Below are 26,946 nucleotides of genomic sequence, written 5' to 3' on the forward strand. Positions count from 1 at the left end.
TGGAAAAGGATTGGTTCTAGATTTATCCCCCTTTATTCCACAATAAGAGACTGAGCGAACGGGGTGTGTACCATACCAATTGTATTTTTAGAGTTTAAATTGATGGATTAAATCTTTCAGTTCTTCAGCCAAATTAGATAGATCATTAGAACTACTTGCTACTTCCTCCATTGAACTTGTCGTTTGCTGGGAAGTAGCAGTTGCTTGTTCAATCCCTGCAGCGGCTTCCTGAGATATAGCTGCAATATCCTGAATGCTTTCGTTCATTTTTTGCGCACCAGTAGCGATAGTTGCTAAGTTTTCGGTAACTCCTTGTATATTATCCACCATTTGATTAATAGAACTCTGTATCTCATGGAAGGTTTGCCCAGTCATTTTGATTTGGTCTGTTCCACTTTCAACTTCTTTATACCCTTCTTGCAATGATTCTGTCACGTTACTAGTTTCATCTTGTATATCCTTTACAAGACTTGTGATATCCGTTACTGAATCTGATACTTGTGCTGATAACTTTCCGACTTCATCGGCAACAACCGCAAAGCCACGGCCATGTTCTCCAGCACGTGCAGCCTCAATTGCAGCATTTAAGGCTAATAAATTAGTTTGTTCTGCAATTCCCTTTATAATTAAGACTAATTTAGATATTTTCTGGGAATGCTTACTTAATACTCCTACTTTCTGTACTGTTTCAAGGAAGGTCTCATTAACTTTTTCCATTTTTTCAGTAGACCTTTGCATGAATTCATTTCCTTTATTTGTTAAATCCAAAACAGCGTGGGAAGAACGTGTTATATTTCCTCCCATTTCATTCGCATTTTGAACTTTATTGCTAAACAGACCCATTCCATCAGAAAGTTCATTCGTTTCATTCGCTTGAGATTCTGCTCCCATTGCCAGCTCTTGCATCGTTGTGGCAATTTGTCTAGAGCCCATTTTAACTTCATTAGCGGATTGTGTTAACTCTTCACCATGGGTACTTACTATCTCGGAAACATTTCTAATTCGATTTAGTAATTCTCTTACTCTTTGATTCATTTGGTTTGTAGAGACAACTAATTGGCCAATTTCATCATTTGAATTTGCTTGTAAATCTTCTTGGCTTAAATCACCTGCTGCAAGTAGCTTCATACGATTTGTAATGGAAGGTAATGCTTTTAGCATGTTTTTCAAAAGCAAGAACACGATAATAAGAAGAATTAAACAAGCTATACAAAATAAAAATAACATCGTTTTTGTATAGGATCCAAGTTCACTTAAGGCTTGTTTCTCGGGTACTGAGGTTCCAACCGACCAACCAGTCGTCGGAACAGGTGAATATCCAATATATTCCTCCCTGTTATTTACAAGGCTAAGTTTAAGTCCGTTTCCCCCCTTAATCATCTGTTGACCAATATTACCGAGATCCCCTGACATCGACTGGAGCTGCTTATTAAGAACTAACTCATCATTTGGATGATAAAGAATCGTTCCATCTTTCGATATTAAAAATGAGTAGCCACCATCGCCTAACTTATAGGACTTCATAATCTCTGGTAAATTGTCTAAGAATAAATCGATTGCAACAAATCCGACTGGTTGATTATGTACTTTAATTGGTTTAATAATACTCAAGATAATCTTGCCAAACACTTCATCCATATAAGGATCTGTAAAGTAAACATCATCTTCGGCTAAAGCTGGTTTATACCAAGGCCGACTAAATATATCAAAACTTGGATCTGATAATAGATTGTTACTTCCAATTAAAAAATTCCCTTTACTACTAGCTATCCAAGCCATTGCAACATTGTCATTCGTTTCAACAATGCTATCAAGTGTTTGCATAATTCCCTTAAATTGGGGATTCGATTGTACTTCATTTCTTGATTTTGTCGTATCTAATAAATTGGCAACCCCATGATTTGACGCAAATTGTTTTATAACCGCTCCCTTTTCAGCAAATAAATGATCCACTTGGGCTGCTATTGCATCACTTTTTGTTGTCAGTTCCGTTTCTATATTTCGAATCAATAATGATTTTGTGTACGAGTATATAACAGAACCTGTAATTGAAAATATAATAACAATCGTTATAAGTAAAACGAAAGATACCTTTAACGAAATACTCTTAGAAATCCAGCCAAACCACTTCTTATTTATCTTATTCGCTGTTCCCACTATATTCACCCCTTAATTATTTTTTAACATTTATTACTATATTTATATCGGCTAACCTTTCCTTTTTTTAACATTTAAATGCAGTGGGATTTCTAACTTGGACAAAACAAGGTAAACATAGGCTTAAATCGTCTAGATTAAGCGTAGATTAAATGAGTGAATTCGCCTTTTTTATGTGGAGGCTTATATTCTCTTAGTAGATTGATAGTTTAACAATACAGAAACAACCATTCCCCCACCGTAATATTATTATCGAAGTACAAAAACATAACCCCCTCAAACTTAAGCGTTCGAGGGGGTTACAGTTGAATTATTAATTTGTTTTACCGTTGTTTGTATGCTCAAAGCTACATCCAATCAAACGACAAAGTTTTAATACTTCCTAAGAAAGCAGGAGCCTGATTGGTACCATTCTCTTTTTACGATGTCATGGCACTCCGTGAATATCCTTTCGATTACTTGTGTAGAATTCGCAAACACGCGTATCGTAAATCCAGGTACTGGTAATTCGGATATTCCCACTTTATATTCATCAGACTTCCCATCCATTGCATCGTACAAACGATTAACTAGTTCACTGCTCGTTTGTTCACCAACTACAATCATAGAGCCTAAATGTGTATATCCCTCCATGATACCCATTCCATCCATTTTCTGACTGGATGGGTCTAATTTAATGTGGTCAAATAGGATCAATTCATCATCCAGATAGATTTCGTTTATCAATCGAAGTAGTTGATAGCTAAATAATTTACTATCGGGTGACCAGCCAGGTGTAATAATGTCTGCATATATCAATGTTGCCCCTTTTTCCATGCGAAACACATTTTTTTGCCTATAGCGCGCATGTTGATAGGCTATGAGAGGATCTGGTAAATATTCTAAAAAACTACCTGATTTCAAGTGAAATTCAGATTCCTGATAGGCATGTGTTTTTAAAGTTTTATATACCTTTGTTGCGGATTGTGTCGTTAACGTCAGTTTTGCCTGTTCCCTCAATGATATTTGAATTTGGTAGCGATCACCATCCAAATACCCCCCACCAGGATTTAAAATATAATAACAAGCCTGTCCAGAATCATCTAGATAAACGGGACGCATAACCTTCAGTGCCCCTTGAAAGTACACATTACGGGCAACTGTTTTTTTACCTCTATCCTCCACGTCCATTCGTAAAACTCCTGTCCAGTCTGTCATTTTATACTAATCCTTTTAAAAGTACATTCGACTTCAACCAATCAATCACTTGATCGAGGCCTGTATTATCTTTCAGGTTCGTAAATACGAATGGTTTGTTACCACGAAATACTTTTGTGTCTGACTCCATCACATTTAAATTAGCCCCGACAAATGGTGCCAAATCTGTTTTATTAATAACAAACAAATCGGATTTTATCATCCCTTGTCCACCTTTTCGGGGAATTTTCTCTCCTTGCGCGACATCAATAATATAGATCGAAAAATCAACAAGTTCTGGACTAAAGGTAGCTGCAAGGTTATCGCCACCACTTTCAACAAAGATTAACTCCAAATCTGGATGTTTCCTTTTTAATTCCTCGATAGCAGCGAAGTTCATAGAGGCATCTTCACGAATTGCAGTATGCGGGCATCCTCCCGTTTCAACACCGACGATTCTATCATCAGAAAGAACACCATTATTGATTAGAAACTTGGCATCTTCTTTCGTATAAATATCATTTGTCACAACTGCCATACTCATTTCATGATGTAATTCCCTAGTAATCTTTTCTACTAACATCGTTTTCCCTGCCCCAACGGGACCACCTATACCGATTTTAATTGGTTCCACAAACAGCACTTCCTTTCAATTGTTTCTAAAGTTTTTCGATTAACTTATTTGCCCTTAAGACATAAAAATACGTATATTTACTCGCTCATGTTTCATTTGGGATAATTCAAGTCCAGGTGAAACGATTCCGAAATCCTCCTCATCCAAATGCTGGATTGTAGAGACAGCCGCTACTAAATGATTTTGAAAATCATGCATGAGTGTTTGCCCAGCTGTTTGACCTAATGGGATAGCACGAACAGCATTTTGGACAAGGCTTGAAACAACAGAATATAAATAGTAAAGAACACAGTTTCCTCGTGAAATCCCTAAATGCTGGGCGACCATTGTAAAAACGATAGCAGGATGCCCAAAGGATTGTTTGTTCTCGATTCTTTCTCTATATTGGGTCAGAATAGGCGCACCATATAGCAACTCTGTTAGTTTTAACATTCTTTCTCCAATAAATTTTGTACCTTCTCTTGTTTCGCGCGGCAGATTTTGGACTGTTATCAAGCGGTCTATTTTCCAGACTTCATGTAAATCTGCCTGCTCTAATAATGGATACATTAGATAACTTGCAAGCCCATCTGAATAGACGAGCTGCTCATTCAAATAGACTTGGAGCCATTCCTGAAATGTCTCTAGGTTATGAACGACTCCCTCTTGTATATAACTTTCCAACCCATAGGAGTGACTAAATGACCCTGTTGGGAAATTTGAATCACATATTTGAAATAAAGAAAGAATATTATGCTCCATGACTATGTCCTATATGGCGAAATGCTTGCTTCACTTTTCTGTTCTCTCGTTTAAAAGGAATCCGTAGTTCTTGAAGTAATTCTTCGACTAAGTAATCATATTGAACCATCATTTCATCACCTTCAAATTGTGCAGGAAGATGGCGATTACCTAACTGATGCGCAATGTTTCCCATTTCTTCTATACTACGTGGGCTAATTACGATCAGATCATCTTTAAGAACATCAATTACGATAATATTTTTATCGTCCATAAAGAGGATATCCCCTGCGACTAAATCTCGAGGATTCTTTAATCGGATGCCAATGTCTCTTCCATGATCTGACTTAACCCGTTGAATTCTCTTCACTAAATCAGCACTTTCAAGATAAACCTTTTCAATATGGCGATTTAACAGCTCTTCCTTTTTTAAATCATTAATATTCATTTCAACTTTTTCTATAATCAATGTCCTTCACCTCAAAATAGAAAATATCGTTGTCCCATTGGAACTTCATCAACTGGGTCACATGTAATTAATTCACCATCTACTCTAACCTCATACGTTTGAGGATCAACTGATAGTTCAGGTGTTTCCGAATTCAGCTTCATGTCTTTTTTCGATAAAGTCCGTATGCCATGTACAGGGAGAATCATTTTTTCAAGTCCTAGCTTTTCATGAATTTTGTTATCATAGGCAATCTGAGAAACAAACGTAATGTTACTTTTTAATAACGCTTTACCAGTTGCGGCATACATTGGTCGATGGATCACTGGTTGTGGAGTTGGGATAGATGCATTTGCATCTCCCATCAGGCCTTGGACAACCATTCCGCTTTTGATAACTAATTCAGGTTTCACTCCAAAAAATGATGGTTGCCATAATACGAGATCCGCTGTCTTCCCTACCTCAACGGAGCCAACATAATCGGAAATACCATGTGTAATAGCTGGATTGATTGTATATTTAGCAACATATCTTTTAGCTCGATTATTATCGGCGAGTTTACTGTCTCCCTTCATCGACCCTCGTTGTTTTTTCATTTTATCTGCAGTTTGCCATGTACGAAGCACGGTTTCTCCGATTCTGCCCATCGCCTGTGCGTCAGAACTTGTCATACTAAAAATCCCCATATCTTGGAGAATATCCTCTGCTGCAACTGTTTCCTTTCTAATTCGGGAATCAGCAAAGGCAATATCTTCAGGTACAGATGGATTTAAATGATGGCAAACCATTAACATATCCAAAGCCTCATCAACCGTATTGATTGTATAAGGAATGGTTGGGTTTGTTGATGATGGTAAAACATTCGCATAACTAGCAGATTTAATTAAGTCCGGAGCATGCCCGCCTCCAGCACCTTCAGAGTGGTACATATGGATGACACGGTCCTTAATAGCCTCCATTGTCCTTTCCACAAATCCACTTTCATTCAATGTATCTGCGTGAAGCGCCACTTGGACGTCGTATTTATCTGCTACTCTTAAAGAATGGTCAATTGCCGAAGGAGTTGCTCCCCAGTCTTCATGTACTTTTAGACCGATTGCACCCGCGCGGATTTGTTCTGCTAAAGGTTCCTCTGCTGCAGCTTGTCCCTTTCCTGTAAATCCTACATTGATAGGCATTCCTTCCGCCGCTTCAAGCATACGGTGAATATTCCATTCCCCTGGCGTAGCCGTTGTCGCTCTAGAACCCGCAGTCGAACCAGTACCACCACCAATTAATGTGGTTAACCCTGATGCTAGTGCTACCTCGATTTGCTCGGGATTAATAAAGTGAACATGCGTATCAATTCCCCCCGCTGTAACAATCATGCCTTCTCCGGCAATTACTTCTGTACCAGATCCGATGATAATGTCAACGTTATCCATGATTAATGGATTTCCTGCCTTACCGATTCCAGAGATTTTCCCATCTCTCATCCCAATATCAGCCTTATAGATTCCGGTATAGTCTAAAATTACTGCATTGGTAATCACCGTATCTGGAATTCCATCTCCTCTCGTTACAAGAGGATCCATCCCCATTCCATCACGAATGACTTTACCACCGCCAAATACCACTTCATCACCATAAGTTGTATAATCCTTTTCAATTTGGATAAATAGTTCTGTATCTGCAAGACGGATGGAGTCACCTGTTGTCGGACCAAACATTTGTGCATATTGTTTTCTTGACATGTTGAAACTCATTATTTGCAACCTCCTTCCACAGAACCATCTGTTTTATTATTAAATCCATATGCCTTACGTTTACCTGCATAGCAAACCAATTCAATTTCCTTTTCATCGCCAGGTTCAAAACGAACAGCTGCACCAGCAGGAACGTTGAGACGCTTCCCAAAGGCCTCATCTCTATTAAATTGAAGTGCTTCATTTACCTCATAAAAATGATAGTGTGAGCCTACTTGAACAGGCCTGTCACCTGTATTTGTGACAAAAAGTTTATAAGTCTCTCTTCCTTCATTGCAAATAATTTCTTCTTCCTTTAAAAATAGTTGTCCTGGCTGCATGATGTATGCCTCCTGTTTAGTTTTTAAAAAACTTGTTCATTAACGAATCGGTTGATGGACGGTTACTAACTTTGTTCCATCAGGAAATGTAGCTTCCACTTGTACATCGTCAAGAATATCAGGAATTCCTTCCATGACATCTTCACGTGAAAGAACCGTAGCACCATATTCCATTAATTCAACAACCGTTTTTCCATCCCTTGCACCTTCTAATATTTCATAGGTAATAAGTGCGACAGCTTCAGGGTAATTTAACTTTAAACCTCTTTCCTTTCGTCTCTTTGCCAGATCCGCGGCCACCACAATCATAAGCTTATCCGTTTCACGGGGTGTTAACTGCATGACGCAACCTCCTTTTTATGATGAAATTTTGTAATATCTCGTTCTACATATGTAAAATGATGGATAAACCTAATAAACCCTTTTATTTTTTGCAAAATAAAACATACTACTAAAGAACCTAATTTATTTAAAACAGTAACAGTATGGTCAACCTTCTATTTTTTAAACAATAAGATGGAGTTATCCTTCATTTTATTTCTCATGATTTCAAAGTGGGTATTTGTTAGAAAAGAGGGTGACAAAGACCATGTCATGTTGCACAACCGCGATTATTTTTTTACATATGGAAGGATAGATGATTGTGACGGATGAATCACTTCAAAAACGCTCGCTTGTTAACTTTTTAAAGGCTTCATTAAGAGGAATTTCCCAAGTCGTACTAATTGAAAATGCGATAACTGGTTTTATATTTTTGATAGCAATTTTATTCTTTTCTTATTCTTTAGCTATCATTGCCTTTCTATCTGCAATCATAGGGACATTAACCGCAAGAGTGGGAGGAGGAGATGAAGATGCTATTAATCAAGGGTTATTTGGATTTAACTCCGTATTAACAGGAATGGCGCTTGCCTTGTTTTTAAGCGGACCCCACCAATGGATTATTGCGCTCATTGGTGCAGCTATAGCAGGCATACTGACGGCAGCATTAACATATTTCACAAGAAACTCCGGTATCCCGATGCTTACTTTTCCATATATTATTTTAACTTGGTTTTTACTTCTAGCTTCCTACCGCTTAAAAGCGTTCAACTTGCGTTCAGATTTGATTCCACAAGGTTTAGCCGATTGGAAACTAACCGTTGGAGGAGACATCAATTGGCTACATAGCTTTTTTAATGGTATGGGGCAAATCTTCTTTATGGACAATCCGATATCTGGCTTCCTTTTATTTGTCGGCCTGTTTTGGGCAAGTTGGAAAATAGGGCTTTACGCCATCCTGGGGACTGCGGTTACACTAGCTTTAGCTTACTTCTTAGGAGCAGATCATGACCTGATTTCCGCAGGACTTTACGGATATAATGCTATATTAACCATTATCGCAGTATCTAAAGTTTTTAATTCCGGGCACCATCCGCTCGCTTTCATCTCTGGTATAGTGGCTGCTTGTTTAACCGTGCCAATCACAGCAAGTGTAAGCACTTGGTTGCTACCGTTTGGAGTTCCAGCACTAACGATGCCTTTTGTTCTTTGCACATGGCTTTTTCTGGCAGCAAGAAAAGTCTTGCCAAAGTTTTAAGTAAAAATGTCCTTTAAACAGGAAAAAGCATCTCATGAAAGTGAGATGCTTCTAATTCTCCTTACGAATCATAATTTTGCATGTGACCATGAACATTAGACTCAACATCTTCCAGTTGTGCATCGTCCAGCGTGTTTTTCGGATGTGGATTGAGCCAATCAATTTCACCATTACGATAATGACCCCGATATTCTTTGCCATCCACTTCTACAGCAAACTGTAAGCGTTCGTGGAAATTATTTTCAAACAGTACATCTTCTTTCGTAATATTATTTTCCATCGCCAACACCTCCTATATCATCAAGCCTTTTACCACTTTTGATAGTTTTTACTCTTCTTATTCGCTTTATACTAGCGATTATTTTATCTTGTGGTAACCAAGTGACGGAAATGGACGATACGATCACTCACCCGCTCGAGTAAATGATGATCATGACTAATGGCGAGCACACCGATTTTACGTTCTTTCACTTGCTGTAAAACAGCATGCCATATTTGAGCTTGTGTTACTGCATCAAGCATAGTCGATATTTCATCAGCAATTAAATATTTAGTTTGCGCTCCTAATGTACGCGCAAGACAAAAGCGCTGTAATTCCCCACCCGAAAGTTCGTGGGGGCGACGTGATAACCATGCATGGTGAATGCCCAATAATTCCAGTAGCTTTGGGTCTAATTCGCCTACTTCAGCAATCACTTCTTTCATACGCCATCTTGGATTTATCACTTTTTCCGGGTGTTGCCATATGAGTTGAACAGGATTCACTTCCTTATTGGATGGTACGTGGCCATCTACTTGTACATAGCCTTCATGTGGTTTGAAATATCCAGCCATTATCTTTGCCATTGTTGTTTTCCCTGCTCCACTCTTCCCATATAAACCGACGATTTCCCCGGGACGAATGGTTAGATTTACGTGCCTAAAAAGCCAAGATTTACGTTGATACTGATAACTAATACCTTTCGCCTCAAGCATCAAAGCACCTTACTGCACCACCAGAAGCTTCCTGTAAATCCGGCTGTTTATATGTACATAATTCCATCGCTACTGGACATCTTTTTTGAAACACACACCCATTCATCACCTCTCCTAAAAATGGTTGCGAACCTGATAACGGCTTAAATTCATTTTGAGGTAGCGCATTCCATAATGCCTTTGTATATGGATGGCGCAGTTTATCACCCTTACCCGAAAAGTCTTCTACATTCGCTATTTCGACAGTTTGCCCTGCGTAAAAGACAACAATTTCATCTGCAACTTGTAAGGCTGTGTCAATATCATGTGTAATAAACATAATTCCCTTTCCACCTATCGCAAGTTGTTTTAAGTAATCGATCGTTTCATGAACTGCCTTCTGATCCAAACCAGGCGTAGGTTCATCTGCAATTACTAATTCCGCTCCACTTACCATTGCCGTTGTAACTAATACCCTCCTCGCCATTCCACCTGATAATTCAAACGGATATCTCTCACCTGCTTCAGGTGATAACCCCACTTTTTGAAAAATATCTTGTTGTACAGCCTTTTTACGCTTTTCCTTTATGACTGCTTGCACTTGTTTTCCTGATTTCATTAAAGGATCAAGCGCATTAACCGATTGCGGAATAAGAGAAATCTCCTTCCCTCGTAGACGTTTTTGTCTTGAGCGCGTAAGTTGCTCCCCTTTATAACGCAATGTCCCATCTAATATTGCATTTTTGGGTAACACTCCTAATATCGCATTGGCTAACAAGCTTTTCCCAGAACCACTTGCACCTACAACAGCCACAATTTCCCCTTCATTTATGATTAAATCTAAATTACGAATCACCTGTAATTGAGATTCACGTAATCCCGTTTGATATTGACGAAAGGAGAGAGAAAGATTTTTCACTTCCAAAAGCGGAATATCGCGGTTATCCACTGTATATTTATTTGTAAATCCCTCTGTTGACTCAAACGTATCCATCGTAATCCCTCCCTATAGTTGTTGCCCGTAAAAAGGATGAACAAGCCTTTGCAAACTACGGCCAATTAGATCGAATACACTCACCATCACAAGTAATGAAAGCCCTGGGAAAAATGCCAACCACCACATTCCAGTTGATAAATAACGCATCGATTCAGAAAGGATAATACCAATTGCAGGCTGTTCAGGTGATAATCCAAAGCCTAAGAACGTGATTGCCGCTTCATGTAAAATGGCATGTGGAAACAGTAAAATAAAACCAACGAGAAGCTGCGGAATTAAATGTGGCAATAAGTGCCTCCTTGCAATCCACATACGTGACTTCCCTAACCTCTTTGACACCCCCACATAATCTGTTGCATGAAGTTGTAATACTTCTGCACGAAGCAACCTTGTTAAACTTGGCCAATGGGTTAATGCAATCCCAATCACCACCCCTTTCATCCCTCCACCTACAGCAAAGGAAATTAATAATAAGGTGACAAGATGTGGCACACTTAAAAACAGATCAATTAGCCATGTGACGATCATGTCTGCTAATTTATTCCATGTAGCTAGTAAACTTAGAAAAAGGGCAATCAGCGTACTCAAAAATGCTGTGATAACTCCTACCCCAAGGCTTAGTGTAAGCCCCCTCATCGTACGCGCGAACATATCTCTTCCTAGCCAATCCGTACCAAAAAGATGTGCAATGGAAGGTTCGCTATTTTTTATATCAAAGTGAACAGAGATCTTTTCAGTTCCAATAAAAAGGCCCGTTATTACCATTCCTAAAAGCAGGGTCATCCCAACGACTATGCTCACAACTGTTCGCTGTCTCATATTCCATTTAAAAATACCGGAATCCATTTTTAATTTAGATGATAAGCGGTTGCTCATTGGATTCCTTCCCTTCTTATTCTTGGATCAATTATCCGATATAATAAATCCGCAATGAAGTTACCAGCAAAAACAAACATCGTACTGAACAAAACAATCCCCAACAGAAGTGGTATGTCCCCACCTAGTCCAGCTTGTACGACTGCTTGACCTAAACCAGGATAGGAAAATACTTGTTCTGCCAAAACAGTTCCACCAAAAAGCTCACCAAATGAAGCAAAGTGTAAAGAAATAGCGGGAAGGGAAATATTTCGCAGTCCATGGCGAAACAATAAAGTAAATCCGCTTTCCCCATTTGCCTTGGCAAACCTAATAAACTCACTTTCTAACACTTCAATCAGTTTTTCCCTCGTATGCAAGGCAACATTTGCAACACCAACAATGCTCAGTGTCAAAGCGGGAAGAAATAGATGCTTCAACCTTTCCAATATGGTCACATGCTCCGATAGGATACCCACTGGTGTTCCTAGTCCAATCGGAAACCAGCCGAGCCATACGGAAAAGAACATGAGTAATAATAATCCTAGCCAGAAAGCAGGGGTGGACGCTAGTGTAAAACAATATCCTTTTATGACACGATCCACCCAACTTCCCTCATTCATTCCAGCTATAATTCCTAGCAAAAAGCCCATGATTCCCGATAATACCCAAGCAAGCCCCATTAAGGCGATGGAAGCGATAAAGCGTTCACCAATGACATGTATGACGGGACTGCGATAAATGACTGATGTGCCTAAATCACCCTGTAAGACCGCCTTCCCCCATAGTAAATATTGCTTTATCCCTGTTTCATTTAACCCCCAATATTCAGCAATCTTTTCACGCTGCTCCGGACTAACCCTTGTTATATCCGCCCCAATATAAGCCCGTACAGGATCAACCGGGGAATAGCTCACGAGTATATATGATAGAATGCTAACAGCAATGAGTAAGGTTGCTAGTTTAAAAAAGTTACCCGAGATGTACCAAAAAATACGTCTATAAAGCAATGTCTACCCTTCCTTCTCATCATCCCAATGCCAATTGGAAATAAAGTCCGTAATAGGCCAACCATGACCATGTGGTTGTACTTTTTGATCGCCAATCACTAAATTGTCACGGATAAAATATACATGCTCGAGATTTACTAGCCACGCCCACGGTGCATCCCCCATAGCCGAGAGACCTGTTTTACCATCCCATTGTGCCTTTTGCCAATATTTATTTGCCTCTTCTTGTGAAGATGCTTGCATTGCCTTTTCCATATAGGTGTCAACAGTAGGATTTGAATAGAAATTTGTATTATAGAAATCTTCTCCTCTCGTTTCACTACTGTAAATGTTGTACATTTCAAGAGGGTCATGACTTCCCCAGCCCATCATCACAGGATTTGAAAACATCATTTCCCCTAACTCATTCCAACTTTTACCCGCTGTTTCCACTTTAATCCCTAAAGGCTTCATCATATCCGCAAATGCCATCGAGAGTGATTGACGGTTTTGGTCATCTGCTGGATACAGCAAAGTAAACGATGCTTGTAATCCTTCCTTTTCTCTCACACCATCACTATTTTCTTTCCAACCAGCTTCCTCCAAAATCGATTTCGCTTGTTCCATATCCCCATCTTCTATTTTTGTCTCGGGATTCCACCATGGCAGCTTATCAGCTACTGAATATGCCGGAGTTCCAAATCCCTCTAATACCCCATCGACTAACGCCTCACGATCAATTCCAATATTAATCGCCGCTCGAATTGCTTTATCAGCAGTCACATCATTGCCAATCGGTACACCATCCTCTGTTTCATTACCAGCCTTTACATATGGAAAGGCAATCCCTCTATTGTCTACACTTTCAACATTGATAACCTTCATTCCAGCCATTTCCTCTTTCGCAAAAGTCGGTGGTACACTTACAACATCCACTTCACCAGCTTTCGCTGCAGCAAATGCCGCATCTTCAGACAAAAACAAAAAGGTTAATTGCTTAAAATAAGGCTTCTTCCCATAATAATGAGGATTTTCCTCCACGATAAGTTGTTGTCCTTTATCCCATTGCACTAATTTATATGGGCCAGAACCTATTGGGTCTTCCTGATACATATCACTATAATGATGCTTTGGAACGATTCCAATCGATGTTAATTGATAGATAAAGGTTATTTCAGGCTGTTGCAACGTAAATTGAATGGTGTGGGGATCTACCTCGTCTACTTTACTGAGATTATTTAAATCAAGAACAGAACCACTCGTTTTTGCCTTTTCAAATGTGAATACAACATCTTCCGCGGTGAGTGGTTGTCCATCTGAGAATTTCACATCGTCTCGAATTTCCACCGTCCAGCTCAAACCATCTTCACTAACCTCATAGTTGGTCGCCAAATCATTTTTAATATTTAAGTCTTCATCTCTTGTCAGAAGGGTACTTTGAAAAAGTGGTGAACCATATTGCCCCCATCCCGTTGTAGGATCAAAACCATCATCAGGTTCTCCATCAATAGCTAATACTAATGTATCCTTTTTTATCGTGTCCGCAGCCCCAGCCACTTTGTCTACTTTAGAACTCGATGCCGAACAGGCACTTAACAAAACAGCAACAATTAATAAAAACAATAAAGCAGATGTTACACGTAACTTCATATGCAATACCCTCCAATTTTTAAGTTCCCAACCACCCTTTTGCAATGAATCCAATCATGCAATTTGACATACTAAATCTCGGCCTCAATTCTTTATAAAACATATGTGTACAGGCTATGAAATATGCCATGTAAAAAAGGTGTATATGAGGCGCCTGGATTATTTGGATATGGGACAACTTGGCAAAAAACGGAACAAATTGCTTTTTTCCGGGACATGTAGTGCCGGGAATTGACTTTACGAATGATCTTCTCCTTCAAGGACGCTTATTTTCATATATTGATACACAGCTAATCCGTCGGTGATCCTAACTTTCATGAAATACCAATTAACAGACCCGTTGTACCTTTCCATAATAACCAGCGTGAAGGATATCATAGGCAAACGATTAATGGTGGAAAAGTTAGCTATCACCGGAATTCACTTGCAGGAAATACCCCTGCACCAGTAAGTCCTGCAGAAGGTGGATACGAGCATTATCAAGAGAAAGGCGAAGGCAAAAAGGTCCGGGCGAGAAGCGACAGTTTTACTGATCATTTCTCACAAGCAACGCTTTTTTGGAATAGCATAAGCCCGTCGGAGAAAAAACATATTACCGATGCTTTTAGCTTTGAACTCAGGAAAGTGAAAAGTAAATCCGTGAAACAGCAGTCCGTTGACATGTTTGCCAATGTGGATCTAGATCTTGCAATAACCATTGCAAAGAGAATAGGGGTAAATACGCCAAAATAGCGTGGTTCTACTGTAACTGCCTTTTCTCCGGATCTAAGGTGTTATTATAGGAGACAGTGATATAGGGGAATTTTCAGATGAATTTATTAATGCTATTGCCTACCATCGTTTTTTGGACAGGAAAATTGTGTGATTGAAAATACAGGGTCTCATGAAGCGGATCATAACAAATATTTCAAAAACCAACCACCGATAAAAAATCACCTTACCGTTTTAACTATTTATGAAAAATTCCTCCGAAACTGTTCCCTTTTCGCCAGTATCCATATCAATAACTGACAATGTTGTCCGAGCTCATTCTACTTCTAATATTTTCTTTAAATGATTTTTGGAGTTGGCCTGGATAATATTTCAACAGCTCAAGCAGTAATACTACCCAAAGTACTGATTTCCGTTATAAGAATTGTCATAGATATTGTAAAGAGGCGGATTTTGCTTTGGAAAGTTGAGTTTGGCTATTCCAGCATGAATAGAATTACTGGCAATTAAAAAGGAGTAGCATGGCAAAAAAATAAGAAATGGACATTAATGAGCTATAGGAAGCCAATTTTCCCCCGGGGGTGGGGGATCTCATGATACCTCACCCTTTTTACATCATACGGTAACTAGATAATTAATACATTTACTTTAGATGATATATTTTAAAGCCGCTACTATTTATGATTCGGTTCACTATTTTTTAGTGGTAAGATTAATTTTACCACCACTTAATAATCATCACATCCGTAGAAATTTCAACGTTAGTGATGAATCTATAAATAACTGTAACCTCAGAATTATTTCTTCAGATTATTATTCTCAATGAATGTATCAAAATCATCAGAAGTATTTTGAACAATGCGACGCTGGTTAAATTTCTCATACTCTTCAATGGCTATTTTATCCGCTACAGCCTTTTCTACCTTTCCAGCATCATGGAGAATTTCGCGTTCATCAAATTCCAAGAAAGCATCAAGTCTTTTTTTCCAGTCCTTCATATACATCGGTCTTTTTCTTTCTGCTTGATCTTCAGCGTAGTCTAAATACCTAGTAACAATACGATTAAGTGACCTTATTTCTTTTTCATTTAAGTAATTCTTTGCAATCGTCACATCTCGTTTACGTACTTTATCACCTTTCCATGAAGTAAGTCCCATATTTTCTTTCTCTGCATCTGCTCTATCTGAAATAAGTTCCGCAGCCGTCTTCCCATGGATTGCAAAATGTAATTTATTTTGAACTGTTGCAAAGAATTGCTGTGTTACTTCTGCCTTAGGTTCATAATCTACAGATGTAGCGTATATATCAGTAATTTTTTGATAAAATCTTTTTTCTGAGGCACGAATATCACGGATTCGTTCCAATAATTCATCAAAATAATCTTCTCCAAAATTACGCATTTCTTTCAAACGATCATCATCCATTGTAAAACCCTTAACAAAATATTCATTTAAGCGTTCTGTTGCCCACTGACGAAATTGTGTACCTCGGTGGGAACGAACACGGTAGCCGATTGCGATAATCATTTCGAGGTTGTAAAATGATACTTCTCGTTCAACCTTTCTCTTCCCTTCAGTTTGAACTATTCGGTTTTTCCGAATAGTTGACGACTCCTGTAATTCTCCTTCTGCGTAAATGTTCTTTATATGTTCATTTATCGTATTGACACCTTTTTGGTATAGTTCGGCAATTGCCTTTTGTGTCATCCAAACTGTTTCATTTTCCAGTCTAATATCAATTTTTGTGTTTCCGTCCTCCGTTTGATAGATTAAGATGTCTGTATTGTTGTCCATTCCATTCACTCCCCATAAAAATTATTACGTTTTTCCTCTATTGAATATTATAACATTTAAACGTAAGAAACTTAACAGTAAAACGAACATATATTCTTATCTAACTTAGCAAAAAAGAAAACTCCTTATATTCGTGAAAGAATCTAAAGGAGTTTACAATTTACTATTTGATTTTTTTAAATATATTTTTACTAAAATCAATTTCAACTCTTTGCTTTACCACTATTTGTGGTACGGTTCCACTTATTTCACTGGTAAGATTTATGTTCACACCTAGACTCCATAATAGTGTCTGATAACCTCATATTTCATCATCCTTTCAAATCATTATGCTCAATAAACTTTTCTAAATCATCGGATGTGTTTTGAATAATTCGTTGTTGATTAAACTTCTCATATTCCTGTATCGCAATCGCATCTGCAACTGCTTTGGATACCTTTCCAGCATTTTCATGAATATCACGTTCATTGAATCGCAGAAATGCATGTAGCTTATCAATCCAGTCCTTCATATACATAGGACTTTTTCTTTCAGCCTGATCCTCAGCATAATCCAAATACATGGTAACAATTCGGTTAAGTGACTTTAACTCCTTTTCAGATAAGTAATTTTTAGCAACAGTGACATCTCGTTTGCGTAATTTATCATCTTTCCATGAAGTGAGTCCCATATTTTCCTTCTCTGCTTTTGCTCTATCTATTATAAGTTCAGTAACCGTTTGACCATGAATAGCGAAATGAAGTTTATTTTGAACTGTTGCAAAGAATACTTGTGTTACTTCTGCTTTAGGATCATAATCTACAGAGGTAGCGTAAATATCGGTAATCTTTTGGTAGAACCTTTTCCTTGAAGCACGAATGTCACGGATTCGTTCCAGTAATTCATCGAAATAATCCTGTCCAAAGTTACGCATTTCTTTCAAACGGTCATCATCCATTGTAAAGCCTTTGACTAGCTATTCTGATTGGCAAATTAAACACCTCAGAGTAAAACATCCGTTCCTATTTGTGCAAAAAAAGAACTCGCTATATGGTTGAAATAGCAAGTTCTCTCTGTTTTACCGATTAGCTGCTTCATAAATGGTTACTGGATAATTATGCCACACAGGAATAATGCGACATCACACAGCATGGAAAATGATTACATATTATATATTTCAACATGTTAATTATTTAATGTTCAGCTTATTCGGCCTTAAAAGGAGTAAGATAGTTGCAATTAAGTTAACCAAAGATATAAAAAGTAAAAGGTTTAGATATAATTCCTTTGAACTATCTATTACTACAATTAATATATTTCCAAAAATTAATAGAGTACCCAATAAGACTAATTGAACTAGATACTTATAAATCCCCATCTATACCACGCCCTTTAACATAGCTTGATCAATTCTTCCTGTTCCGGGGTTCGTTTATCCTTTTCTTCAAATGATCCACTTGTTTTATGCTAGGGAATCCATTTATAAAAGACAGAAGGTGTCAACTCGTATTTTTTGATTATCTCCCCGCTTGCGGTTTACATGAAGGATGCAACTGGACAATTTATTCTATAAATTCCTTTGTAAAAGTTCTTCTTTCTCTTTTAGCCACGTTTGATTCCCACCGGCTTTTGTTGAATCAAGTTTATATGACCTTCAGTGACTTGTCTAATTAAGTTAACCTATCCAATTCCACTCTTATTGCATCTACCACTTTTTGTACCTCTTACCCAACTTCCAACCCGTAGATTTCAGCAGGCTTTTTGTGAAGCGCATCAACTATGTGTCTCATTATCCAAGGTAAGGTGGATGGGTGTGGTAACTCTACTGTTTCAATTGGTTGACCAATGGTACCTACCTTTAAATCCCTCCAATTTTCAAACACAATTATTCCTTTAGTCCCGATTGCGGTCACTCTAAATTACCCTTCTCTTTCCGAAATCCAATCATGTAATAATGATTCATTCTTTGGATTGATCTCTGTATTCTTGGGACAGACGATGGTTAATACACTCCTCTGATGCAAATATGAAATTGCCTTATATTGGGGGAAATTAACAAAATTACTAATATATGTACTCCACTCTGTTTGTCTTATATTGGCTATTTCATAAATAAAGAACGGGGTCATAAGTCCAGTTTTGAATACTTTCGAAAGCGCCTCTTTTGCTGTCCATAACATTGTTGCATACTGTATTTCACTAAGATTAAGTTTACGATATACATTCCACTCTGCTTTTGTCATCTGCTCCTTTAAGGGGAACAGATTTTTATCGTTCACATCTTCAATATCAATCCCCATCGGATGTTCCTCGGGAAATGCAATTGCTACACCAAAGTCCTGATTGTGTGTAATACTTACGTGAATGTTATTTACTTCATCCGCCTTAACAATCGGTTGCATAAAAACCCCCGGGGAAATTTGTATATTTGACAAATTAATATCCTTTTTATATCCAATTGCATTTTAGCTGCCAAGCGTCCTAAAAGAAAACTTTTCTTTCTCTGTTCATGTTTTAAAGTAGTATAGTAATATGCTAATTCACTAGTATGCAAAACACTATCGACTTCAAGAGCTGATGAACCTTCAGAGCAATGCACAAGACATAAGTGAGCATTGAGGATTTGCCCTTTTCTGTTTAGCCTTAATTCATTATGATAAACTTCAAACCTTGCCATTCACGCTTTCTCCAATACTAATTAGTTTATATTTATACTTTTTTCCTGTACTTTTATTTACCGATTACTTTTATATTTTAATTGGATAATAAACAATATTAGTAGTTCCTACAATTTTATCCATTGCGATAGCCCCAATATGTCAGCTATCTCTACTATTTCTTCTGTTTTCTTCCATCACAAACAAATGACCTTCAGGTACTACCTCACTTCTTACGGCTGTTTCTTGTAATGTAAATGAATTAGTAAAAGGACCATCCGTTACCCTTTGTTTATATTCATCCAAGTATGGTTCTTAGTATAGTTCACCATTTATATACAACATATCATCCTTATACTCAATTCGATTGCCTGGTAATCCAATAACACGTTTGATATAATCACTCGCTTGTGCATGAAAAACGACAATATCAAACCTCTCTGGTTTATCTATCTTATTCAGAATCATCCGTGCCTTGTTATGTAAAGTAAAAGTAGGTTCCATTGAATAACCATCAACTGAAATCGGTGTAAATAAAAAATGTACAATAATTAAAGCTATTTTTAATGCTAAAAGAAGTTATTTAACCTATTGCCAAACCTTATTTTCACTTCTTCCTGTAGTAATTTATTTTTTCCTCTCCTAGCGTTTGTATTCCACCCGTATTTTCGCAATTCCCACTTTAATAATAATAGCATAATACTCTATAGGTAACATCTGAAAACTAACTACAATAATCGTTACGTTATATTAATAAATATTTTAAACTCTTAACCTATAATCCTGTTTGGATTTTCATATTGGAAACATATGGCTTTCTACTTTAATTCTCACTACTCCTCATGGTAAGATTGAGTATGGGGAGTTCTGAAAACCACGATAAATGTGCATTATTATAACAACTCTTTCGTATAGGGGGCGAGATGACATGAAGTTAATTACTTTGGAAAATATAAAGAAAACTTATGGCGGTAAAACAGTAAGCCTAGATATTTCCCTTGATATACTAAAACACGAAAGTATGGTGTTCATGGGTACTAATGGGGCAGGGAAAAGTACATTGCTTAAGATTATTACAGGGCTACTATTACCTAGCTCTGGTCGTGTAATAAAACATGTTGAACCACTACATATCGGTTACGTCCCTGAACGGTTTCCAAATCTATTACGCTTTACACCCTTAGAATACTTAACCTATATGGGGAGAATCCAAGGTATTCCACTTATAGAACTTGAAAAAAGGATTCCAATTTTACTAGAACGAATGGCACTGAGTCATGCAAAGGATAAAAGAATAGATACCTTTTCAAAAGGAATGGTTCAAAAGATAGGAATAATTCAATCCATACTTAGAAAGCCAGATTTGTTGATACTAGATGAACCTCTCTCAGGTCTCGATATACATACACAAAATGAGTTAGTTCATATGATGGCGGAGTTTAAAGAGGAAGGAATAACTATCATTCTTACATACCATGAATCTGATTTGCTATTAAAAATTGCGGAGCGAATCGTTATCCTCGGCGAAGGTCAAATAAAAGGGGATTATCATATTAAAGATATAGATAAACCCCATATAGTTATAGAAACGTCTGGTATCATAGAACAAGTAATTCATACATTCAATGGAATATTACACGTATCCAGAAAGGGCGAAATTATACAAGCGCATGTTCCTCAAGAAAATAGCGACCAGATTCTTTTAGATATTCTTCATCAAGGTGGAAAAATTCATTCTGTTGGATTACATGATCCTTTAAAACAGCTCATCATGGAAAACTACGTTAACAAATAAAGCACTAGAATGACATCAAGATATAGTTGTAAGCAAACATCTATGCTGCATCCTCATAGTCTAAACACCATGAATATAACCAAGTTCAATGTTAGGTGAAAACCATTACTATCAGATTCATAGGTAGAAAATAGGAGGAACGTTTTAGTGAGAAGTCTTGTGAAGTATATATTACATGAATATTATCGTTCAAATCGGTATTTCCCTCTCCTTGCCATTTTTATTCTGGTAATCTTTATTTCCTATTCCTATAAACCAAATCCAATAATTAGTAGCTACTCAGTTACTGCACTATCGATGTTTTTCATCTCGGCACTATTGTGTGTGAGTGTCTTTTCAACCGAAACACCTGTTCAAAAGAACGTAACACTTATCCATACTGGGAGTGTACCTTTATATTACCTGTCTAAACTCTTAAGTGTATGGTTCATTTCTTTTGTTCTAGTATTATTTGCATTCCTTTACCCTATTATTTTGGGCATATTTGGTGAATCTATCACACTACTAGTCAGCCTTTTTGCACTAATGAATCACCTATTATTAGCCACTCTTGGAATTTGTGTTGGCTGCTTTTTTACTAAAGAGTTTATGAAATCCTCCATCAATGCTATCGGTGGTTTATGGCTTGTCTTATTGTTATCGGTTCCCTTTGATTCACTTACAGAGAAGCTGCCAGATTTAGTAAGACCTATTCTATGGATATTACCTCCTTCTGTCCACACCATAACGACTCTGGAAGGATGGGATAGAACAACCGTCGATTTCAACTTCCTGTTGCCGTTTTTTTGGATTGCCACATATTGTTCCATATTACTTTCTCTGTTCTTTATGCTCTTAAAAAGAATAGATAGATAAATGTGACTGATAAACTAGATTGTACAGTTGGGCACGCGGACAAAATCTTAGACCGAAATTGGTCAGGAGGAAAACGATGTTTGCCTATAAAGATAAAGTAAAAGCCATCAAGCTTTATAAAAACTACCTTACCGAATTTAGACTATAAAAAAACCCCTCCATTGATATGATAATTCTATCAGACATTGAATTACTCAGCGGTGGAGGCAGAAAAGGTGGATAAATAGGAAATGTATATGGAGATTAAGCAATTATTAAAGCAAGGATTAGTAAAGTAAAAGTAGCTGAAAGCACTGTTAGACTCTATGTTAGGGGACTTCGTGAAGAATATGACATTCCAAAGGAAAGATTCACCTAGGGACTATGAGTCACTACCTGAACTCCCAATGGGATCACAAGTACAAGTCGATTTTGGATTTGAGAGAAAAAAGATGTCAGGGAATGGATAAATGCAATTAATGAAGTAGTAACGGGACAAGATGCGGTAATAAATTGAAAGGATAATAGAGCCATTCCAGGGACGAAGTTTATTGCAAGCTCTATAAAAGATACTTTGAATACAGTTAAAGATGTATTTGGAATCAATAAACCAGCAAGAGCCGTCGATAAATGTTATTCATGTGGGGCTTCTATATCTGGTTATGAAGGTCAAATTGTTCGTTGTAAGTATTGCGAAGCGGAACAACATGTGTGAATAAAGTCCAATTTTGATTTTTATTATTTACTTTAATTAAAAGACATTAAAGGTCCTGAATAAATGGGAGTTTGTGGTGTAAAAGATATGGGTCTTCTCAGTGAAAATGCCCTACAGACATAAATGTTACATCATGGTTAACCGCATGTGCTTTCATATGTTGCTTTATTTCGCATAAACTCTCTTCATATTTCCATATTCAGGACATTTAGCCAAGGTTCGTCCGCAAACCCATTAGTTTCAGCTGTTTTTGAGCTTGTTCATTAGGCAGCAACAATCATAAATCACCACAGCCTACCTTACAACCTCCACTTTATCAGCCACCCGTATATATCTAATACAACGCTCACTTTCCGGGGAAATACCTAAGATTTTAAAAACCCCAACGAATCTATATCTATTATTGCCAAGATTATCTTTGTATTTGGCAAATACGGCCCTTTTACGCCCAACGTCTACTTCCTCCATATAATTTTCTTTTCTTTCCTCCACAATTGCTTCTTCTTGATGGGACTCATCGATAAATGACCAGTCATCTGCTAAGAAGTTAAGCCAGCCCGCTGCCACTGATCTAGTATCACCATTTACTGTGACAGACAGTTTAGGGCACCATAGCCACATGTTATCTTTTACTCTGAAATAGCTCCGTTGATACCTTTTGGAATTCTTTCCAAACACGGTATTTGCAATATCCTTTATGTCCATGAACGCAATATCATCGAATATCGATAAGTATTTTTGTTGTTTTAATTGCTGTAACTCCTCTTCATATGTTCGCCAATTCAGTGTAGTCTTTGAAGCCTTCTCATTGATAACGCCCACAATCTCATTGACTCTATCATTTATCTCTTCTATCGATTTCGTAGCATCTATTCTAAAGCATTCGAAGTCAGTGATAGATTCCTCATTAACTGCAGAAATAATATCATCCATACGTAGTTTATCCGCCTTTTGATTATCTTGATGATATGCCTCATCCACTTCTATTCCAATATGAAGTTGTGGAAAATATAAATCCATCAAAGCATGTGTACCATTTGGGCGTTTCACGTATTGTTGGCTTACAGGTTTGAGATTCATATTATCTAATTTATGCCAGATAGCTGTTAAAATGTAATTCTCATAATCCTTCCTTTTCGTACGTGAAAAGGTCTTAACTAAATAGTCGCGTTTATTCATTTCTACACCTCTTACTAGATTTATTTTCAACATCCTATTCGTGAAGCAAATTACGGATATTTTTTGTACTAGTACTATTATATTAGGATTATGATTTTATGTAGTAGATTAAGATTTGGATTTATGACAAGGTTAATATTTCTAAAGAAAAAAAGCGAACCTGTCCCTACGTCCCAGTGGTTACGTAAAATAGAGAGACCTTTAATGGCCTCTCCTAATCTAATTGTATCATTATTATTCTATCCGTTTAAAGCCTTCTTGTTGGAGGTAGTCTACGGCAGAATTGTATGTTGCGAAGGACGCATCGAGTAATTCGCCTGCGTATACATTCCACGTATCGTAATCGTTGACCAGAACGAGCTTGTTATTCTCTTTATCCTTCCAATTTTCCTCGTGTGGATCTGATTCAGATAAGGATTCAATCGACTGTTGAATAACCGTTCGAAGTTTCTCTTCTGAAAAGTCACGAATATTGACCATCCCTTTTTTATCTACTGGATAGTCCTTTTCCTCAATCATTTCTGCAAATACAAAACCATTACCATTGGGGTGTAGATGGTAAACAATAACTTTTTTGTCATAAACACTATCTTCATAATGGTAGTTGACTCGTCCAAGGGATACCTCGTGACGCTCTAATTCCGAAAATGTATCAATGATAGTAAGTTTCTCTTCAAATGTAAGCATACGCATATTTCCTCCAAGTATCAGCTTTTGTCTACTATACCACATACTGACCGCCTGATACCAACTGACATTTGTCGAAGCCATGCACCAATAAGTGATGCAAAGAACAGTCCCATTTTTTACTGTGTTTCTCTTCCTTCATGAAAAACCTTGATAATTCCATCTTCCCGTTGTAAACTATTAAAGTTGATTAAAAAATTGGATATGCAAAATAAACTGTATAACCTCAAAAATATGGATCGAGGGCCTCTACCAGGAACCGTAAAAAAACCTGATTACAGAAAATGATCATTTGAATCATTTTTTGTAATCAGGTTTTTTGTTATTTGCAAAAATCCCTGCCTAAATAACCGACATACAGAAAGGAATATATGATGAATTTAAAAGTCTTTATCTTAGCTTTAGCAACCATTGCGGTTGGTTTAGTGGAATTAATTGTAGGCGGAATTTTACCGAATATCGCTACTGATTTAGGTATCTCGGTCAGCACAGCTGGTCAATTGATTACCATTTTCGCATTAGTCTATGCAATCGCTGGACCTGTTTTACTTGTCTTAACTAGTAAATTTGAGCGGAAAAAGGTATATATGATTTCCTTGATTATCTTTATCCTTGGTAACATTGTGACGTATTTCAGTCCGAATTTTACCATGATTATGATTGCAAGGGTCGTAACAGCAGCAAGCACCGCATTAATCGTTGTGCTGTCTTTAACGATTGTTGCAAAAATTGTGGAACCTGCATACCAGGCAAGAGCATTAGGTTTTATTTATATGGGCATCAGTTCATCCTTAGTACTAGGAGTACCAGTTGGAATTTTGGTTGCAAATGCATTCGGATGGCGCGTTCTTTTCCTAGGAATCGCATTGTTAGCGATTGGGTCATTGATTCTTATCTCCATATTCCTAGAACCTATTCCTGGAACGGACAGCATTCCGCTTTCTACTCAAATAAAAGCATTAGCAAGTCCGAAAATTATCACTGCCCACCTAGCTACGATGTTCTTTCTAGCAGGTCATTACACACTTTATGCCTATTTCACACCATTCTTGGAAAATAATCTTGGCATGAGTGCCAATTGGATAAGTATCTGTTACTTTGTTTTTGGAATCGCCGCAATTGGTGGTGGAGCATTCGGTGGAGCCCTTTCCGATCGGATTGGTTCTCGTAAAAGTATTATTAGTGTTATTGTCGCCTTTACGATTGTTTTAGCACTATTACCTTTTACAACCTTTTCACTCCTATTGTTTATTCCTGTTATGATGATTTGGGGTGGGCTAAGCTGGAGTTTAGCTCCACCACAGCAAAGTTACCTCATTCAAACAGATCCTGTAACATCAGATATTCAGCAAAGTTTTAATAACTCTGCCCTACAAATTGGTATTTCGCTAGGTTCTGGAATTGGCGGTATTGTCTTAAATCAAACCGTCAAATTGGAATATACAGCCTGGATTGGTAGTATTGTAGTTGTCCTTGCCCTAGCCAGTGCCATCTACTCTCTATCACAACCTGTAACGAAGGCTAAAAGAATTCGGAAAACCATGGCTCAGAGTTCAGAGATTTAGGTAATATTTCAACAGTTTTGTAGTGCACCCCGAATGTTAGAGTAAAAAAACTAACATTCGGGGTGTTTTATTATGGTCAAAAATATAGTGATGATTTAAATATGGGTCATGGGGTCAGGGCCTTGCCCAGGCGGATATGATACGATGAACCTGTCCCTACGTCCCTTTTAAATTACTGGGTATCTGTTAAATACGGTGAAGGTTCTTTTGCTTTATTGACAGATTCCCCTTGTACATTAACCAATGTCAAACGGTGATGGAAAATGATGCATTAGAACCGCCCCTGTGCTCCCTTTGCTTCGGCTAATCTCTCATTCTGTACGCTTCATCAATAAATGGCTTTATATCCTCTAAGTTGTTGACCCAATCCAGACTTATAAAAGATTCATGCGTTTTTTCTTCATTTTGATTGGTATTTCTTTCATAAGTGTGGCCTAACTTTTCATCAACATCTTTTTGCACCTTCAATCCTTCATTATCAATTTTATTTCCCATATGTAGTACTAATACTGGTTTGCCTCTTAGCATCATTAGAGTAGCGAACTTTTTAGTAAGGCTACCATCAGATCTTACTTTTCTATAGCCATATGTAAATCCCTCTTCCGCTAGCTTTCTTTCACTATGGATAGGTTACACTTAGTTGGACAGATTCATTAAGGTCATATAAACTTAATTCATTAATAAGTCGGGAGAGAATTAATTATGACCAAAAGAGAACGAAGAACATTCACCAAAGAATTTAAAGAACAAATTGTTCAATTGCATCTTTCAGGTAAACCTAGAAATGAAATTATCAAGGAATACGA

General features: G+C 37.5%; 25 protein-coding genes, 4 pseudogenes and 1 riboswitch. Of the genes and pseudogenes, 5 read left to right on the plus strand and 24 right to left on the minus strand.

All coding sequences use genetic code 11. The annotated features are described in order from the left end of the window. Positions 1 to 87: 87 nt before the first annotated feature. The 8 genes from ACFFIS_RS06410 to ACFFIS_RS06445 form a co-directional block, all read right to left on the minus strand. Positions 88 to 2,157, minus strand: a complete 2,070-nt coding sequence (locus tag ACFFIS_RS06410; protein ID WP_390186674.1) for a methyl-accepting chemotaxis protein — start codon at positions 2,155 to 2,157, stop codon at positions 88 to 90. A 372-nt stretch (positions 2,158 to 2,529) separates the two neighbouring features. After that, positions 2,530 to 3,354 (minus strand): urease accessory protein UreD, encoded by an 825-nt coding sequence (locus tag ACFFIS_RS06415; RefSeq protein WP_390186675.1) that lies wholly within the window; start codon positions 3,352 to 3,354, stop codon positions 2,530 to 2,532. A 1-nt stretch (position 3,355) separates the two neighbouring features. Next, positions 3,356 to 3,967, minus strand: coding sequence for an urease accessory protein UreG (ureG, locus tag ACFFIS_RS06420; RefSeq protein ID WP_320380705.1), 612 nt, complete (start codon positions 3,965 to 3,967; stop codon positions 3,356 to 3,358). A 54-nt stretch (positions 3,968 to 4,021) separates the two neighbouring features. Then, positions 4,022 to 4,708, minus strand: coding sequence for an urease accessory protein UreF (locus ACFFIS_RS06425; RefSeq protein WP_390186676.1), 687 nt, complete (start codon positions 4,706 to 4,708; stop codon positions 4,022 to 4,024). Further along, positions 4,698 to 5,156, minus strand: a complete 459-nt coding sequence (gene ureE / locus ACFFIS_RS06430; RefSeq protein ID WP_390186678.1) for an urease accessory protein UreE — start codon at positions 5,154 to 5,156, stop codon at positions 4,698 to 4,700. Before ureE ends, ACFFIS_RS06425 begins: the two co-directional genes overlap by 11 nt. Positions 5,157 to 5,167: 11 nt before the next feature. Next, complete coding sequence (ureC, locus tag ACFFIS_RS06435; protein ID WP_320380707.1) at positions 5,168 to 6,880, minus strand: urease subunit alpha; 1,713 nt, start codon at positions 6,878 to 6,880, stop codon at positions 5,168 to 5,170. Then, a complete protein-coding gene (locus tag ACFFIS_RS06440) occupies positions 6,880 to 7,200 on the minus strand; it encodes an urease subunit beta (RefSeq protein WP_320380708.1) in 321 nt (106 codons plus the stop codon). The genes ureC and ACFFIS_RS06440 overlap by 1 nt, the downstream gene beginning before the upstream one ends. A 39-nt stretch (positions 7,201 to 7,239) precedes the next feature. Beyond that, the gene (locus ACFFIS_RS06445; RefSeq protein WP_320380709.1) at positions 7,240 to 7,542 is read right to left on the minus strand and encodes an urease subunit gamma; all 303 of its coding nucleotides are present in this window, start codon (positions 7,540 to 7,542) and stop codon (positions 7,240 to 7,242) included. Positions 7,543 to 7,837: 295 nt separating this feature from the next. Here ACFFIS_RS06445 and ACFFIS_RS06450 point away from each other — a divergent pair, with 295 nt between their 5' ends. Further along, the gene (locus ACFFIS_RS06450) at positions 7,838 to 8,779 is read left to right on the plus strand and encodes an urea transporter (protein ID WP_390186681.1); all 942 of its coding nucleotides are present in this window, start codon (positions 7,838 to 7,840) and stop codon (positions 8,777 to 8,779) included. 61 nt (positions 8,780 to 8,840) lie between these two features. Here the strand turns inward: ACFFIS_RS06450 and ACFFIS_RS06455 are convergent, their stop codons facing one another. The 6 genes from ACFFIS_RS06455 to ACFFIS_RS06480 all read right to left on the minus strand — a co-directional run bounded on the left by ACFFIS_RS06455 (position 8,841) and on the right by ACFFIS_RS06480 (position 14,224). Next, positions 8,841 to 9,059: a hypothetical protein gene (locus ACFFIS_RS06455; RefSeq protein WP_320380711.1), complete on the minus strand. Its 219-nt coding sequence runs from the start codon at positions 9,057 to 9,059 to the stop codon at positions 8,841 to 8,843. A gap of 83 nt (positions 9,060 to 9,142) precedes the next feature. Further along, positions 9,143 to 9,754: an ABC transporter ATP-binding protein gene (locus ACFFIS_RS06460; RefSeq protein ID WP_390186684.1), complete on the minus strand. Its 612-nt coding sequence runs from the start codon at positions 9,752 to 9,754 to the stop codon at positions 9,143 to 9,145. After that, positions 9,747 to 10,727, minus strand: a complete 981-nt coding sequence (locus tag ACFFIS_RS06465) for an ABC transporter ATP-binding protein (RefSeq protein WP_390186686.1) — start codon at positions 10,725 to 10,727, stop codon at positions 9,747 to 9,749. Before ACFFIS_RS06465 ends, ACFFIS_RS06460 begins: the two co-directional genes overlap by 8 nt. Positions 10,728 to 10,739: 12 nt before the next feature. Continuing rightward, positions 10,740 to 11,606 carry an ABC transporter permease gene (locus ACFFIS_RS06470; protein WP_320380718.1) on the minus strand — a complete coding sequence of 289 codons (867 nt, stop codon included), beginning with the start codon at positions 11,604 to 11,606 and terminating at the stop codon, positions 10,740 to 10,742. After that, positions 11,603 to 12,595, minus strand: a complete 993-nt coding sequence (locus ACFFIS_RS06475; protein WP_320380719.1) for an ABC transporter permease — start codon at positions 12,593 to 12,595, stop codon at positions 11,603 to 11,605. The genes ACFFIS_RS06470 and ACFFIS_RS06475 overlap by 4 nt, the downstream gene beginning before the upstream one ends. Positions 12,596 to 12,598: 3 nt before the next feature. Then, a complete protein-coding gene (locus ACFFIS_RS06480; protein ID WP_390186688.1) occupies positions 12,599 to 14,224 on the minus strand; it encodes an ABC transporter substrate-binding protein in 1,626 nt (541 codons plus the stop codon). Between the two features lie 186 nt (positions 14,225 to 14,410). Here ACFFIS_RS06480 and ACFFIS_RS06485 point away from each other — a divergent pair. Continuing rightward, positions 14,411 to 14,953: pseudogene (locus ACFFIS_RS06485) on the plus strand (catalase); the annotation flags it as partial. A gap of 779 nt (positions 14,954 to 15,732) precedes the next feature. Here the strand turns inward: ACFFIS_RS06485 and ACFFIS_RS06490 are convergent. From ACFFIS_RS06490 to lepB, 7 genes and pseudogenes are all read right to left on the minus strand, one after another. Further along, positions 15,733 to 16,728: a virulence RhuM family protein gene (locus ACFFIS_RS06490; RefSeq protein WP_320380723.1), complete on the minus strand. Its 996-nt coding sequence runs from the start codon at positions 16,726 to 16,728 to the stop codon at positions 15,733 to 15,735. A 311-nt stretch (positions 16,729 to 17,039) separates the two neighbouring features. Next, a pseudogene (gene rhuM, locus ACFFIS_RS06495) lies at positions 17,040 to 17,672 on the minus strand (RhuM family protein); the annotation flags it as partial. 434 nt (positions 17,673 to 18,106) lie between these two features. Then, positions 18,107 to 18,270 (minus strand): annotated as a pseudogene (locus ACFFIS_RS06500) (IS3-like element IS655 family transposase); the annotation flags it as partial. Positions 18,271 to 18,432: 162 nt separating this feature from the next. Further along, a complete protein-coding gene (locus ACFFIS_RS06505; RefSeq protein ID WP_320380724.1) occupies positions 18,433 to 18,621 on the minus strand; it encodes a hypothetical protein in 189 nt (62 codons plus the stop codon). Between the two features lie 6 nt (positions 18,622 to 18,627). After that, entirely contained in the window at positions 18,628 to 19,110 is a 483-nt protein-coding gene (locus ACFFIS_RS06510) for a 4'-phosphopantetheinyl transferase family protein (protein ID WP_320380725.1), read from the minus strand. Next, positions 19,080 to 19,385: a hypothetical protein gene (locus ACFFIS_RS06515; RefSeq protein WP_320380726.1), complete on the minus strand. Its 306-nt coding sequence runs from the start codon at positions 19,383 to 19,385 to the stop codon at positions 19,080 to 19,082. The genes ACFFIS_RS06510 and ACFFIS_RS06515 overlap by 31 nt, the downstream gene beginning before the upstream one ends. 70 nt (positions 19,386 to 19,455) lie before the next feature. Further along, positions 19,456 to 19,926 (minus strand): annotated as a pseudogene (gene lepB / locus ACFFIS_RS06520) (signal peptidase I). 367 nt (positions 19,927 to 20,293) lie between these two features. Between lepB and ACFFIS_RS06525 the strand changes: the two are divergent. Continuing rightward, positions 20,294 to 21,160: an ABC transporter ATP-binding protein gene (locus ACFFIS_RS06525; protein ID WP_320380727.1), complete on the plus strand. Its 867-nt coding sequence runs from the start codon at positions 20,294 to 20,296 to the stop codon at positions 21,158 to 21,160. A gap of 1,843 nt (positions 21,161 to 23,003) precedes the next feature. Here ACFFIS_RS06525 and ACFFIS_RS06530 read toward each other — a convergent pair. Further along, the gene (locus ACFFIS_RS06530) at positions 23,004 to 23,888 is read right to left on the minus strand and encodes an AbaSI family restriction endonuclease (protein ID WP_390186692.1); all 885 of its coding nucleotides are present in this window, start codon (positions 23,886 to 23,888) and stop codon (positions 23,004 to 23,006) included. A 234-nt stretch (positions 23,889 to 24,122) separates the two neighbouring features. After that, positions 24,123 to 24,575 (minus strand): hypothetical protein, encoded by a 453-nt coding sequence (locus tag ACFFIS_RS06535; protein WP_390186694.1) that lies wholly within the window; start codon positions 24,573 to 24,575, stop codon positions 24,123 to 24,125. A 196-nt stretch (positions 24,576 to 24,771) separates the two neighbouring features. Beyond that, positions 24,772 to 24,873, plus strand: a riboswitch (purine riboswitch). Positions 24,874 to 24,949: 76 nt separating this feature from the next. Here ACFFIS_RS06535 and ACFFIS_RS06540 point away from each other — a divergent pair. Further along, a complete protein-coding gene (locus tag ACFFIS_RS06540) occupies positions 24,950 to 26,140 on the plus strand; it encodes an MFS transporter (protein ID WP_320381506.1) in 1,191 nt (396 codons plus the stop codon). Positions 26,141 to 26,443: 303 nt separating this feature from the next. Here the strand turns inward: ACFFIS_RS06540 and ACFFIS_RS06545 are convergent, their stop codons facing one another. Beyond that, positions 26,444 to 26,635 carry a hypothetical protein gene (locus ACFFIS_RS06545; protein ID WP_390186697.1) on the minus strand — a complete coding sequence of 64 codons (192 nt, stop codon included), beginning with the start codon at positions 26,633 to 26,635 and terminating at the stop codon, positions 26,444 to 26,446. Between the two features lie 207 nt (positions 26,636 to 26,842). Here ACFFIS_RS06545 and ACFFIS_RS18185 point away from each other — a divergent pair. Beyond that, positions 26,843 to 26,946 (plus strand): transposase (locus tag ACFFIS_RS18185; protein WP_512700593.1); only part of this gene is annotated, 104 nt, incomplete at its 3' end.

It is taken from the genome of Paracerasibacillus soli, from assembly GCF_042432965.1.
GTDB classification, from domain to species: domain Bacteria; phylum Bacillota; class Bacilli; order Bacillales; family Amphibacillaceae; genus Paracerasibacillus; species Paracerasibacillus soli.